This is a genomic window from Streptomyces thermodiastaticus, assembly GCF_014656135.1.
In the GTDB taxonomy this organism is placed as follows: Bacteria; Actinomycetota; Actinomycetes; order Streptomycetales; family Streptomycetaceae; genus Streptomyces; species Streptomyces thermodiastaticus.
Genome location: NZ_BNBV01000002.1, coordinates 120,998 through 133,676, shown reverse-complemented (window position 1 = coordinate 133,676; position 12,679 = coordinate 120,998). Strand labels below are relative to the sequence as shown.

12 protein-coding genes and 1 pseudogene are annotated in these 12,679 nt (G+C 72.3%); 8 read left to right on the top strand and 5 right to left on the bottom strand.

Features of this window, described 5'->3' with window-relative positions:
* The first annotated feature begins 214 nt into the window (after positions 1-214).
* Positions 215-1,129, top strand: a complete 915-nt coding sequence (locus IE286_RS02590) for a HipA family kinase (protein WP_189794915.1) — start codon at positions 215-217, stop codon at positions 1,127-1,129.
* A gap of 37 nt (positions 1,130-1,166) precedes the next feature.
* Here IE286_RS02590 and aceB read toward each other — a convergent pair whose 3' ends face one another.
* Complete coding sequence (aceB, locus tag IE286_RS02585; RefSeq protein WP_189794914.1) at positions 1,167-2,792, bottom strand: malate synthase A; 1,626 nt, start codon at positions 2,790-2,792, stop codon at positions 1,167-1,169.
* A gap of 178 nt (positions 2,793-2,970) precedes the next feature.
* Positions 2,971-3,609, bottom strand: a complete 639-nt coding sequence (locus tag IE286_RS02580; protein WP_189794913.1) for a nucleotidyltransferase family protein — start codon at positions 3,607-3,609, stop codon at positions 2,971-2,973.
* Positions 3,610-3,780: 171 nt separating this feature from the next.
* On the opposite strand from IE286_RS02580, the gene IE286_RS02575 reads away from it, so the two are divergent.
* Positions 3,781-4,068, top strand: coding sequence for a DUF5955 family protein (locus IE286_RS02575; protein ID WP_372462507.1), 288 nt, complete (start codon positions 3,781-3,783; stop codon positions 4,066-4,068).
* A 42-nt stretch (positions 4,069-4,110) separates the two neighbouring features.
* Here the strand turns inward: IE286_RS02575 and IE286_RS02570 are convergent, their stop codons facing one another.
* A complete protein-coding gene (locus IE286_RS02570; RefSeq protein ID WP_189794911.1) occupies positions 4,111-4,911 on the bottom strand; it encodes an IclR family transcriptional regulator in 801 nt (266 codons plus the stop codon).
* 352 nt (positions 4,912-5,263) lie between these two features.
* Here IE286_RS02570 and IE286_RS02565 point away from each other — a divergent pair.
* From IE286_RS02565 to IE286_RS02555, 3 genes and pseudogenes are all read left to right on the top strand, one after another.
* Positions 5,264-5,668: pseudogene (locus IE286_RS02565) on the top strand (amidohydrolase family protein); the annotation flags it as partial.
* Between the two features lie 196 nt (positions 5,669-5,864).
* Positions 5,865-6,686 (top strand): AIM24 family protein, encoded by an 822-nt coding sequence (locus IE286_RS02560; protein WP_189794910.1) that lies wholly within the window; start codon positions 5,865-5,867, stop codon positions 6,684-6,686.
* A 125-nt stretch (positions 6,687-6,811) separates the two neighbouring features.
* Positions 6,812-7,207, top strand: coding sequence for a guanyl-specific ribonuclease (locus IE286_RS02555; RefSeq protein WP_189794909.1), 396 nt, complete (start codon positions 6,812-6,814; stop codon positions 7,205-7,207).
* A gap of 122 nt (positions 7,208-7,329) precedes the next feature.
* Here the strand turns inward: IE286_RS02555 and IE286_RS02550 are convergent, their stop codons facing one another.
* Together IE286_RS02550 and IE286_RS02545 are read right to left on the bottom strand one after the other, a co-directional pair.
* Positions 7,330-8,295, bottom strand: a complete 966-nt coding sequence (locus tag IE286_RS02550) for an NADPH:quinone reductase (RefSeq protein ID WP_189794908.1) — start codon at positions 8,293-8,295, stop codon at positions 7,330-7,332.
* 97 nt (positions 8,296-8,392) lie between these two features.
* Positions 8,393-9,415 carry a Gfo/Idh/MocA family protein gene (locus tag IE286_RS02545; RefSeq protein WP_189794907.1) on the bottom strand — a complete coding sequence of 341 codons (1,023 nt, stop codon included), beginning with the start codon at positions 9,413-9,415 and terminating at the stop codon, positions 8,393-8,395.
* A gap of 129 nt (positions 9,416-9,544) precedes the next feature.
* Between IE286_RS02545 and IE286_RS02540 the strand changes: the two genes are divergently transcribed.
* From IE286_RS02540 to IE286_RS02530, 3 genes are all read left to right on the top strand, one after another.
* Positions 9,545-10,282, top strand: coding sequence for a GntR family transcriptional regulator (locus IE286_RS02540; protein ID WP_189795107.1), 738 nt, complete (start codon positions 9,545-9,547; stop codon positions 10,280-10,282).
* Positions 10,283-10,578: 296 nt separating this feature from the next.
* Entirely contained in the window at positions 10,579-11,583 is a 1,005-nt protein-coding gene (locus IE286_RS02535) for a sugar ABC transporter substrate-binding protein (protein ID WP_189794906.1), read from the top strand.
* Complete coding sequence (locus IE286_RS02530) at positions 11,580-12,653, top strand: ABC transporter permease (protein ID WP_189794905.1); 1,074 nt, start codon at positions 11,580-11,582, stop codon at positions 12,651-12,653. Before IE286_RS02535 ends, IE286_RS02530 begins: the two co-directional genes overlap by 4 nt.
* Positions 12,654-12,679: the final 26 nt, after the last annotated feature.

The window sequence follows — 12,679 nt, the reverse complement described above, 5'->3', positions numbered from 1 at the left end:
CGCGGCGGCTCGGGCAGCCGGTTGGTAGGGTCGTTGGGTGCCGGCCGGGAACAGCGGCCGCACCGCCCCGGCGGCCTGCCGGGACGGCGGACGCACCCACCGGGCGGCACCAGGGGCCGAGTCCCTCCCGGGTGCGGACCGGGACGCCACCCCTGCGCGAGCCGCGGGGGAGCGTGCCGGGAAAGGACAGCGAATCGGCGATGGGCCTGGGAGCATGCTGAGAGAGGTCACCGCGACCCGCTACCTGGCGCCGCTGCACTCCGGCGGCTCCGTCCCCGGGGTCGTCGAGGCCGACGACCTGGGCACCTACGTCGTGAAGTTCACCGGGTCCGCGCAGGGACGCAAGGCGCTGGTCGCCGAGGTGGTCGTGGGCGAGCTGGCACGCGCCCTCGGACTGCGCTTCCCGGAACTGGTGCTGGTGCACTTCGATCCGAAGCTGGGTGCGAGCGAGCCGCACCAGGAGGTGCGGGACCTGCTGAACGCCAGCCGCGGGGTGAACCTCGGCATGGACTTCCTGCCGGGCGCGCGGGACTTCACCCCGCAGACCGCCCGGGATCTGACGGTGGATCCGCTGGAGGCCGGCCGGATCGTCTGGCTGGACGCGCTGACCGCGAACGTGGACCGCACGGTGCACAGCTCCAACCTGATGATCTGGCCCACCTTCGGCACCGTGCCGCCGCGGCTGTGGCTGATCGACCACGGTGCCGCGCTCGTCTTCCACCACCGCTGGGACACCTCGGAGCCGGAGAAGGCGTACGACCTGAGGCATCACGCCTTGGGGCACTACGGGCCCGACGTGCGGGCGGCCGACGCGGAGCTGGCGCCCAAGGTGACCAGGGAGCTGCTCGGCGAGGTGCTGGCCGAGGTCCCGGACGCCTGGCTGGAGGGCGAGCCCGGCTTCGACGGCCCGCAGCAGGTCCGCGACGCCTACGTCGACTACCTGGCCGCACGAGTGCGGGCGTCCGCGGCCTGGCTGCCCACCTGCTTCCCCAGCCGACAGGAGCTGGCGGCCGAGGAGGCCCGCCGCGCTGCCCGCATCCAGCAGGGCCGGCCGGACTGGCTCAAACACGTCCCCGACCTGCACGGCAGGCCGTCCGCACAGCAGGACTGGTCGGCCCACCTGGGCTGACCGGAGCCGGGAGAGGCCGCCCGGCCCCGCGGACCGGTCAGCCCTCCAGCTGCTGATACGCGGGCACGGTCAGGAAGTCGGCGAAGTGCTCGTCGAGGGCGACCTGCAGCAGCAGGTCGTGCGCCTGCTGCCAGTGCCCGGCGGCGAAGGCCTCGGCGCCGGTCTCCTCGCGGATGGTCTCCAGCTCCTGTGCGGCGATCGCGCGGACGAGATCGGGCGTGACCCGCTCGCCGGTGTCCAGGACGACTCCGGCGTCGATCCACTGCCAGATCTGGGAGCGGGAGATCTCCGCGGTGGCCGCGTCCTCCATGAGGTGGAAGATGGCGGCCGCGCCCTGGCCCCGCAGCCAGGACTCGATGTAGCGGATGCCGACCTGGACGGCGTTGACCAGGCCGCCGCGGGTGGGCTTCGCCTCCAGAGTGTCGACGGCGAGCAGGTCCTCGGCGGTGACCTGCACGTCCTCGCGCAGCCGGTCCTTCTGGTGCGGCTTGTCGCCGAGCACCCTGTCGAAGCACTCCATGGCGACCGGCACCAGGTCGGGGTGGGCGACCCAGGAGCCGTCGAAGCCGTCGTGCGCCTCGCGGTCCTTGTCGGCGCGGACCTTCTCGAGGGCGACCCGGTTGACCTCGGGATCCCTGCGGGAGGGGATGAACGCCGCCATGCCGCCGATCGCGTGCGCCCCGCGCTTGTGGCAGGTCCGCACCAGCAGTTCGGTGTACGCCCGCATGAACGGGGCCGTCATGGTCACCGCGTTGCGGTCCGGCAGGACGAACTTCTCCCCGCAGTCACGGAAGGTCTTCACCAGGGAGAACAGATAGTCCCAGCGGCCGGCGTTCAGGCCGGAGGCGTGGTCGCGCAGCTCCCAGAGGATCTCCTCCATCTCGAACGCGGCCGTGATCGTCTCGATCAGGACGGTGGCGCGGACGGTGCCCTGCGGGATGCCGAGGCGGTCCTGGGCGAAGACGAAGATCTCGTTCCACAGCCGCGCCTCCAGGTGGGACTCCGTCTTCGGCAGGTAGAAGTACGGTCCCTTGCCGCGGTCGAGCAGGCGCCGGGCGTTGTGGAAGAAGTACAGGCCGAAGTCGACCAGGGCGCCGGGCACCGGCCGGCCGTCGGCGTCGGCGAGGTGACGCTCGTCCAGGTGCCAGCCGCGGGGCCGTACGACCACCGTGGCCAGTTCCTCCTCCGGGCGCAGGGCGTACGACTTGCCGGACACGGGATCGGTGAAGTCGATGGTCCGGGTGAAGGCGTCGATCAGGTTCAGCTGGCCGAGGACGATGTTCTCCCAGGTGGGTGAGAGCGCGTCCTCGAAGTCGGCGAGCCAGACCTTCGCGCCCGAGTTGAGGGCGTTGATCGTCATCTTGCGGTCGGTGGGACCGGTGATCTCCACCCGGCGGTCGTCCAGGGCCGCGGGCGCCGGAGCGACCTGCCACGAGTCGTCCGCGCGGATCGCGGCCGTCTCGGGCAGGAAACCGATCGTCGCGGTGCGGGCGATCTCGGCGCGGCGCTCCGCCCGGCGGGCCAGCAGCGCGTCACGGCGCGGGGTGAACCGCCGGTGCAGCTCCGCCACGAAGGCGAGTGCCGCGTCGGTGAGGACCTCCTCCTGCCGGGGAAGCGGCCCGGCGTCGACGACGGTCAGCGGGGACGACGCGGATGCGGACATCAGCTGTCACTTCCTTCGGCGGTGGCACCGGGTGCCCGGAGCGAACGGACGGGAGCAGCGCACCCCCGCGAGGACGACGCGGGACCGGCCGTCGGCGCGAAACCGGCCGTCAGGGTGATGCGGGGACGAGAGAGCCGGTGTTCCGGTGGGTGGATCGTAGTTTTCCCGTCCTGGAACCTCAACGGTCGCCGGGATTCGGTGCCGCCGGGTTCACGAGGTGCCGCAGGTCCTCCTCGGTGTCGATGTCGTACGCCTGCGCCACGTCCCCGCACTCGACCAGCGTGAGCGCGTCCTGGTGCGCCCTCAGATACGCGCGTGCCCCGCGGTCGCCCGTCGCACTCGCCGCGACGCCCGCCCAGTGCGCCGCGCCGAACAGCACGGGATGGCCGCGCACGCCGTCGTACGCCGCCGCCACCAGCGACGACGCGTCCCGGTACGCCGCCAGCACCCGGGCCGCCGCCTCGGCCCCGATCCCCGGCTGGTCCACCAGCGACACCAGCGCCGCCCGGGCGCCCGTGCCGGACAGCGAGTCCAGCCCCGCCCGCAGCGAGGACCCCATGCCCTGCTCCCAGCCGGGGTTGTCCACCAGGACGCATCCCTCCAGCCGGGCCCGCCGGCGCACCGTGCCGCCCCCCGCACCGAGCACCACGTGCACCCGCGTGCACCCGGCCGCCCGCAGGACCTCCACCGCGTGCTCCACCAGCGGCCGGCCTCGGTGGACGAGCAGTGCCTTGGGCCGCCCGCCGAGCCGCCGCCCGCCACCGGCCGCCAGGACCAGGCCGGCGACCTCCTGACGCGGAAGATGTGTGCGTGTCATGGCTCCTGCATACCCGACGTCTCGGCGCGGCGGGTGTCCTCGACGGACTGAATTTCCGCCCGGATGCTGGCGCGTGAGGCCCGGGTTGTCGTTTACTGGCCCGCATCCGGCAACTGCGCACGACGGTGTGCGAGGGGGAGGGCTGTGTTGCGGAGCGTGGAACAGACGCCGGTGACCGGCAGCGACGAGGATCCCAGGGTGACGGGACTGCGCACCGCCGTGTCCCGGCTGCGCCGGGAACTCGCCCTGCACCCGTCGGAGTTCCCCGATCGCGCCATAGCCGAGGACGAGCTGGCCGCCCTCGCCGCGATGGCGGACGACGGCACGCCCGAGATCCGGCGGCTGAGCCGCTCCCTGCTGCTGATCGCCGGGTCCATAGGGTCGGTCAGCGCCCTCGCCCCCGGCCTGGCACAGGTGCGGGCCGCGGTGGACCTGTTCGGCGAGCCGCCGCGCTCGTAGGTGCGTCGCACCCTCCCGGCCGCCGTTCCGGGGCGCCGCCGCTCAGGCCGTCGTGCCCGAGCCGTCCAGGGCCTGGGAGAGTTCCTTCGCCACCTGCTGCAGCACCGGCACGATGTGTGCGGTCGCCGCCTCTGTGACCCGGCCCGCCGGCCCGGATATGGAGATCGCTGCGGCGGTGGGGGAGCCGGGGATGGTCACCGCCAGGCAGCGCACCCCTATCTCCTGCTCGTTGTCGTCCATGGCGAAGCCCTGCCGGCGCACCTGAGCCAGCGCCGCGAGGAAGACGTCCGGAGAGGTGATGGTCTTCTCCGTGACCGCGGGCATGCCCGTCCGGGCCAGCAGGGCACGCACCTCGTCGTCGGGGAAACGGGCCAGCAGCGCCTTGCCCACACCCGTGGAGTGCGGCAGCACCCGCCGGCCCACCTCGGTGAACATCCGCATCGAGTGCCGGGAGGGTACCTGGGCCACATACACGACCTCGTCGCTGTCGAGCAGCGCCATGTTCGCCGTCTCGCCGGTCTCGTCGACCAGCCGGGCCAGATAGGGGCGGGCCCAGGTGCCCAGCAGCCGGGAGGCGGACTCGCCCAGACGGATCAGCCGGGGGCCGAGCGCATACCGCCGGTTGGGCTGCTGGCGTGCGTAACCGCAGAGCACGAGCGTGCGCATCAGACGGTGGATGGTGGGCAGCGGCAGCCCGCTCGCCGAGGCCAGCTCGCTCAGACCGACCTCGCCTCCCGCGTCCGCCATCCGCTCGAGCAGAACGAAGGCGCGCTCCAGTGACTGCACTCCGCCGCTGGAGGAGGGCCTGGCGGAGTCATTGGTCCTGGCGCTGGACGTCGGCACGGCGCGTTCCTTTCGGGGCTGGCAGGGAGCCAACTCTAGCGGGGAGGCGGCCGAAACCCGTCCGGTAGAAAGCACGTTCTGTCTGCCGAAATCATGACTCCGTTCAGCGGAAGACTCCAGGGTCTACAGCCCGGTCGCCGCGCCGCCTCGGGGCTGTCTTGACGGGCCTCAAGGCGGAGTGAAGTCTCCTTCGACGAAACGTCGAAGTCCGGTCCACGGGGGTGTGCCCGCCGGGCGGCGTGCATGTGTCCCTGTGGGTCAGACCCGTGCGTCCGCGCGGGTGTGCGCGGGGCAGGTGCTCCGCTCGCCGCGGGCGGCAAAAGGCGAGGTCCGGGTGTCCGGCGTACCACTGATGCTGCGCTCCACACGTGTCGTCACGCCCGAGGCGACACGCGCCGCCTCCGTCGCGGTCGCCGACGGCACCATCGCGGCCGTCCTGCCCCACGACGCCCCGGTACCGGCCGGTGCACGCCTGGTCGGCCTCGGCGACGACGCCCTGCTGCCCGGACTCGTCGACACCCATGTGCACATCGACGAGCCGGGCCGCACCACCTGGGAGGGTTTCGGCAGCGCCACGCGCGCGGCGGCGGCCGGCGGCATCACCGCACTGATCGACATGCCGCTCAACTCCCTGCCGCCCACCACCGAGGTGGAGCACCTGCGGACCAAGCAGGACGCGGCCCGCGGCACGGTGCGCGTCGACGCCGGCTTCTGGGGCGGCGCCGTGCCCGGCAACCTCACGGAGCTGCGGCCGCTGGTGAAGTCCGCCTGGCTGCGCGGCGAGCGGGTCTACGCCGACGGCGAGTTCACCGAGCCCAAAGGCCGTCTGCTCACCCGGCCCCCACCAGGCCGCCCCGGGGGGCCCGGCGTGCCGGCACCCGCACAGCGGCCGACACCGGGGGCACCGGCCCCGCGCCGGAACTTTCCGGACCGGGTCCGGCGTTGTGCCGGGCGTGACCCTTCAGCAGAACATCGTCGGCAACGCCATGCAGATGGCGGTCGTCCAGTTGCAGCCCGGCCAGACCGTCTACTGCGAGGCCGGCAAGTTCCTGTTCAAGACCGCGAACGTGACCATGGAGACCCGGCTGTCCGGGCCGTCCGACGGCGGCCGGCAGGCCCAGGGCGCGGGCGGCCAGGGCGGCGGCGTGGGCGGGCTGCTGCGCCAGGCCATGGGCACGGCCATGCAGGTCGGCCAGCGCGTCCTGGCGGGCGAGTCGCTGGCGTTCCAGTACTTCACCGCCCAGGCCGGGGAGGGCACCGTGGGCTTCGCGGGCGTGCTGCCCGGCGAGATGCGCGCCCTGGAGCTGGACGGCACCCGCGCCTGGTTCGCCGAGAAGGACGCCTTCGTCGCCGCCGAGTCCACCGTCGACTTCGGCATCGCCTTCACCGGCGGACGCACCGGCTTCAGCGGCGGCGAGGGGTTCGTGCTGGAGAAGTTCACCGGCCACGGCACGGTGATCATCGCGGGTGCCGGCAACTTCATCGACCTCAACCCGGCCGACTTCGGCGGCCGCATCGAGGTCGACACCGGTTGCGTCGTCGCCTTCGAGGAGGGCATCCGCTACGGCGTCCAGCGCGTCGGCGGCCTCAACCGCCAAGGGATCATGAACGCCGTCTTCGGCGGAGAGGGACTGTCCCTGGCCACACTGGAGGGCGACGGCCGGGTCGTCCTGCAGTCCCTCACCATCGAAAGTCTCGCCAACGCCCTGAAGAAGGCCCAGGGCGGCGACAAGCAGGGGCCGACGGGAGGGCTGTTCTCCACGCACGTCGGCTGACCCTCCGGGAGCCGTCCGGGGCGGGCGACGAACGATCATCATCGTGATCGCTTCACCGCTTGTACCGGAAAACTCCACGAAGTTGTCGTTGACATGCCATGCTCTACGCGCGTCATCATGGGTCCATGCGATTCCCCCCACACCTCACGCGTCTCGGCGCCGCGGGCGCCCTTCTGTCCGCCCTCCTCGTGGGCGGCACCGTCACCGCCGGCCCGGCGAACGCCGCCGTGGCCTCGGTCGGTCACATCTGCTACAGCGACCTGCCCCCCGAGGCGTACGACACCCTCGACCTGATCGAACAGGGCGGTCCGTTCCCCTTCGAGCAGGACGGCACGGTCTTCCAGAACCGTGAGGGCGTGCTGCCGCAGCAGGAGACCGGCTACTACCACGAGTACACGGTCATCACCCCTGGCTCGCAGACCCGCGGTGCCCGGCGCATCGTCACCGGCGAGAAGTACCAGGAGGACTACTACACCGCGGATCACTACGAGACGTTCGACTTGATCGACTTCGGCTGCTGATCCGCACGGACGGCGCCTCCGGTTCCCCGGCCGGCGCCGCACAGGCCGCTCGCCCCGCGGACCCCCCACCCGCCGTACGCGGCCGCGGGGCGGGCAGCGGCGGCCCACGCATCCGCCGGCGATCAGGGCAGCAGAACGATCCGGCGTCCGTGCAGCTCGCCGCGCTCCATCCGGCGGTGCGACTCGGCCGCCGCGCTCATCGGCGCGTACTCCACCGCGCGCGGACGCAGACCGCCCTCGGCGAGCAGCCGGTTGATCCGCTGCGCAGCCTCCGCCAGTTCGCCGGCCGTCGCATGCGAGAGGGCGAAGCCGCGCACCGAACCCTCCTTCAGATACAGCGGGCCCACCGGCAGCACCGGCTCGTCCCCGAACCCGGCCAGCAGCACGATGCGGCCCCGGCGGGCCAGCACGGTCACCGCGGTGCGCAGGTCGTTGTGCCCGGAGGTGTCGACGTGGACGTCGATCCCGTCGGGAGCCAAGGCCGCCAGGCGCTCGGCGAGGCCCTCGGCGCGGTAGTCCACGACCTCGGCCGCGCCCAGCGACCGCACATGGTCGTGGTCCCGCGGCGCGGCGGTGGCCAGTACGCGTGCCCCCGCGCGCACGGCGAACTGCACCAGCGCGCTGCCCACATTGCCCGCCGCGCCACCGACCAGCACCGTCTCGCCCGGCCGCGGTCTGCCGTGCCGGAACAGCGCCAGACAGGCCGTGACGGCCGGATGCACGACGGCCACCGCCTGCTCGGGGCGCACCCCGTCCGGTAGCCGGTAGAGCCGGTCGGCGGGCACCGCCGCCCGCTCGGCCGTCGCCCCCTGCCGGCCCTCGTGGCCCAGGCTGTCGCACCACACCGTCTCGCCCGCCGCGAACCCCGACCCGGCCGAGGCCACCGTGCCGACCAAGTCGCGCCCGACGACGAACGGAAACGGCAGCGGCGTACGGAACCGGCCGGAGCGGACCAGCGTGTCCACCGGATTCACCGCGGTCGCCAGCACGTCCACCAGGACCTCGCCGGGACCGGGCACCGGATCGGGCAGCTCGCCCCAGCGGATCAGCTCGGCCGGGCCCCGTTCCTCGATGTACGCGGCACGCATGAACGCCCATTGTCCCAGCGGAAGGGGCCGGACGCAGCGGGGAACGCATCCGGCCCGGCGGGCAGCAGGACGCCCCGTGCCGTCCGGGTGCCGCGTCTCACCGCGCCCCGGCCGCGAACCCGCCCGGGATCTCCGCCAGGGCCACCGGCCGGTGCTCACGGCGGGAGATCTCGCAGGCCTCGGCGATGCGCAGGGCCTGCAGGGCCTCGCGGCCGTCGCACGGGTTGGGCCGCTCCCCGCGCACGACCTCGACGAACGCGGACAGCTCCGCCTCGTAGGCCGGGCCGAAGCGTTCCAGGAACCCCGGCCACGGCTTGTCCGCCGCCGGCGGCCCGGTCGGTTCGACGGAGGCGATCGGGGTGCGGTCGTCGAGGCCGACCACCACGGTGTCCCGCTCGCCGGCGAGTTCCATGCGCACGTCGTAACCGGCGCCGTTGACCCGGGTCGCGGTGGCCGTGGCGAGCGTGCCGTCGTCGAGGGTGAGCAGCGCCGCGCCGGTGTCGACGTCGCCGGCGTCCCGGAACATCGCCGGGCCCGCCGCGGAGCCGGCCGCGTAGACATGCACCACCTCGCGGCCGGTCACCCAGCGCAGGATGTCGAAGTCGTGGATCAGCGTGTCCCGGAACAGTCCGCCCGACAGCGGCAGCCACTCCGCGGGCGGCGGCGCCTGGTCGCAGGTCAGCGCGCGGACCGTGTGCAGCCGGCCGAGGCGTCCCGAGCGCACGGCCTGCCGTGCGCCGGCGTACCCGGCGTCGAACCGGCGCTGGAACCCCATCTGCAGGATCGTGCCCGCCGCCTCCACCTCGGCGAGCGCGGCCAGGGTGCCCGGCAGGTCGAGCGCGATGGGCTTCTCGCAGAAGACGGGCAGCCCGAACCGGGCCGCCCGGGCGATGAGATCGGCGTGCGCCGAGGTGGCCGCGGTGATCACCACCGCGTCCACGCCCCAGGTGAAGACCTCGTCCACCCCGGGCGCCGCGGTCTCGCCGAGCCGGTGGGCCAGCTGCCGGGCCCGTTCCGGGTCGGCGTCGGTGAGGATGAGCGAGCCGACCCCGCTGTGGCGGCTGAGCGTTCTCGCGTGCAGGGTGCCGATGCGGCCCGTACCGATGACCCCTATGCGCATGCCAACAAAGTGCGGGCGGAGGCCCGTCCATGTCAAACAGCATGTCCGGACAACCGGACGATACGACTTTCCGTCAACCGGTCACCCGGCTAGGCTCGCACCGTGCCCAAAGCAGAAGCGGACCCCACGGTGTCTCTTGAGCTGCGAGTGGACCGGAACTCGCCGGTGCCACTCTACTTCCAGCTGGCGCAGCAGCTCGAGGCCGCGATCGAACGCGGAGCCCTCACCCCGGGCAGCCTGCTGGGCAACGAGATCGAGCTGGCCGCGCGGCTGGGACTGTCCCGGCCCACCGTCCGCCAGGCCATCCAGTCGCTCGTCGACAAGGGGCTGCTGGTGCGCCGGCGCGGCGTGGGCACCCAGGTCGTGCACAGCAGGGTGAAGCGCCCGCTGGAGCTGAGCAGCCTCTACGACGACCTGGAGGCGGCCGGGCAGCGTCCGGCCACCACCGTCCTGGTCAACACGCTCGTCGCGGCCTCCGCCGAGGTGGCCGCCGCCCTAGGGGTGGGCGAGGGCGCCGACGTCCACCGCATCGAACGGCTGCGGCTGGCGCACGGCGAGCCCATCGCGTACCTGGTCAACTACCTGCCGCTCGGCCTGCTGGACCTGGAGACCGGCCGGCTGCAGGCCACCGGCCTGTACCGGCTGATGCGGTCGGCGGGGATCACCCTGCACAGTGCCCGCCAGTCCATCGGCGCCCGCGCCGCCACCGCCGCCGAGGCGGACCGGCTGGGCGAGAAGGAAGGCGCCCCCCTGCTCACCATGGAGCGCACCACCTTCGACGACACCGGACGCGCGGTGGAGTTCGGCACCCACATCTACCGGCCGTCCCGCTACTCCTTCGAGTTCCAGCTGCTGGTACGGAGCTGACCCGTAAACGGGCCCGGACGGAGTGCTCCCGGCCGCCGGAGCGCACGCCGTCACGACGCTTCCGGACCGTCCCGGCCGCGCCTTCCGCGCCGGGCCTCGCCCGCCGCCCGCCGTGCCCGCGCCGCACCCTCCGGGCTGGTCACGATGTCCGGACAAGCCGTCGCGCGGCCCTCCCCGGCGGGCCGCCGTCCTGTGCTGGTGTTCGATAATGAGACGTTCGGGGCTGATGAGGTGGTCATCGGCCCCGTCTGTACGTCCGAAGCACGCAGCAAGAACGGCAAGAAGGGCACGGCCTCGTGGCACGGTTTCCAACCTGGGTAGGCATCGCGCTGGCGGGGGCACTGTCGTTGTCCCTCGCGGGGTGCAGCAGCACCGGCGGCAAACGGGCGGAGGACGCCCGCAAGGCCGCCACGGCCCAGGGCAGGGCGGCGGTGAACACGCCCCGCTGGACCTTCGCGATGATCACGCACTCCGGTGACGGCGACACCTTCTGGGACATCGTCCAGAACGGTGCCCGGCAGGCCGCGCGCAAGGACAACATCGACTTCCTGTACTCGCACGACGACGAGGCCCAGCAGCAGGCCCAGCTCGTCGACGCCGCGGTGGACAAGAAGGTCGACGGCATCATCGTCAGCCTCGCCAAGCCCGACGCGCTCAAGGCCGCCCTCACCCGCGCCGAGAAGGCCGGCATCCCGGTGATCACGGTCAACTCCGGGTCGGCCGAGTCCAAGGCCTTCGGCGCGCTCACCCACGTCGGCCAGGACGAGACCGTGGCCGGCGAGGCCGTGGGGGAGGAGCTGAGCAAGCGCGGCAGGAAGAAGGTTCTGTGCGTGCTGCACGAACAGGGCAACGTCGGCCACGAGCAGCGCTGCGCCGGTGTGGCCGAGACCTTCACCGGCAAGGTCGAGAACCTCTACGTCAACGGCACCAACATGCCCGACGTGCAGTCCGCGATCGAGGCCAAGCTGCAGGCCGACCGCTCCGTCGACGCGGTGGTCACCCTCGGCGCGCCCTACGCGGACACGGCCGTGAAGGCGAAGAAGGACGCCGGCAGCAAGGCCGAGATCGACACCTTCGACCTGAACGCGTCGGTCGCCGCCGAGCTGAAGAACGGCACCCTCGGCTTCGCCGTCGACCAGCAGCCCTATCTGCAGGGCTACGAGGCCGTCGACCTGCTGTGGCTGTACAAGTACAACGCCGACGCCCTCGGCGGCGGCAAGCCCGTGCTCACCGGCCCGCAGATCGTCACCAAGGACCAGGCGGCCGCACTGGAGGAGTACACGAAGCGGGGCACCCGATGACCGCGACCACTACCACCACCGAGACACCGGGCACCCCGTCCGGGAGCACCACCGACGAAAGGATTCTCCCGAGGTCGCCGCTGCGGAAACTGCTCGCACGGCCCGAGCTGGGCTCGGTCGTCGGCGCGATCGCCGTCTTCGTCTTCTTCGCCTTCGCCGCCGACGGCTTCCTGCGCGCCACCAGCCTGAGCACCGTCCTGTACGCGTCCTCGACGATCGGCATCATGGCGGTCCCGGTCGCCCTGCTGATGATCGGCGGCGAGTTCGACCTGTCCGCGGGCGTGCTGGTGACCTCCTCCGCGCTGATCTCGTCGATGTTCAGCTACCAGATGACCGCCAACGTCTGGGTCGGCGTCGGCGTGTCCCTGCTGGTCACCCTGGCCATCGGCGCCTTCAACGGCTTCATGCTCACCCGCACCGGGCTGCCCAGCTTCATCATCACGCTGGGCACCTTCCTGATGCTCACCGGCATGAACCTCGGCTTCACCAAGCTGATCGACGGCACCGTCTCCACCAAGACCATCGGCGACATGGAGGGCTTCCCCTCCGCGCACGCCGTCTTCGCCTCCACCCTCACCGTCGGCGGCGTCGACTTCAAGATCACCATTGTGTGGTGGCTGGTGCTGGTCGCCCTCGCCTCCTGGATTCTGCTGCGCACCCGCCCCGGCAACTGGATCTTCGCCGTCGGCGGCAACCAGGACGCCGCACGGGCCGTCGGCGTGCCGGTCACCCGGACCAAGACCGGCCTGTACATGGGCGTGGCCCTGGGCGCCTGGATCTCCGGCCAGCACCTGCTGTTCTCCTTCGACGCGGTGCAGTCCGGCGAGGGCGTCGGCAACGAGCTGATCTACATCATCGCCGCCGTCATCGGCGGCTGCCTGATCACCGGCGGCTACGGCAGCGCCGTCGGCTCGGCGATCGGCGCCCTGCTGTTCGGCATGACCAGCAAGGGCATCGTCTTCGCCGAGTGGAACCCGGACTGGTTCAAGTTCTTCCTCGGAGCGATGCTGCTCCTCGCGACCCTGCTCAACACCTGGGTCCGCCGGCGCGCGGAGGCGAGCACCAAGTGACAGGCGAGCACGAAGTGACACAGACC

Bases quoted from the DNA above. Each gene is read 5' to 3' on its own strand.
- IE286_RS02530 (WP_189794905.1), top strand. From the start codon at position 11,580: ATGACCGCGACCACTACCACCACCGAGACACCGGGCACCCCGTCCGGG.
- IE286_RS02545 (WP_189794907.1), bottom strand. From the start codon at position 9,415: ATGCGCATAGGGGTCATCGGTACGGGCCGCATCGGCACCCTGCACGCG.
- IE286_RS02555 (WP_189794909.1), top strand. From the start codon at position 6,812: ATGCGATTCCCCCCACACCTCACGCGTCTCGGCGCCGCGGGCGCCCTT.
- IE286_RS02550 (WP_189794908.1), bottom strand. From the start codon at position 8,295: ATGCGTGCCGCGTACATCGAGGAACGGGGCCCGGCCGAGCTGATCCGC.
- aceB (WP_189794914.1), bottom strand. From the start codon at position 2,792: ATGTCCGCATCCGCGTCGTCCCCGCTGACCGTCGTCGACGCCGGGCCG.
- IE286_RS02590 (WP_189794915.1), top strand. From the start codon at position 215: ATGCTGAGAGAGGTCACCGCGACCCGCTACCTGGCGCCGCTGCACTCC.
- IE286_RS02580 (WP_189794913.1), bottom strand. From the start codon at position 3,609: ATGACACGCACACATCTTCCGCGTCAGGAGGTCGCCGGCCTGGTCCTG.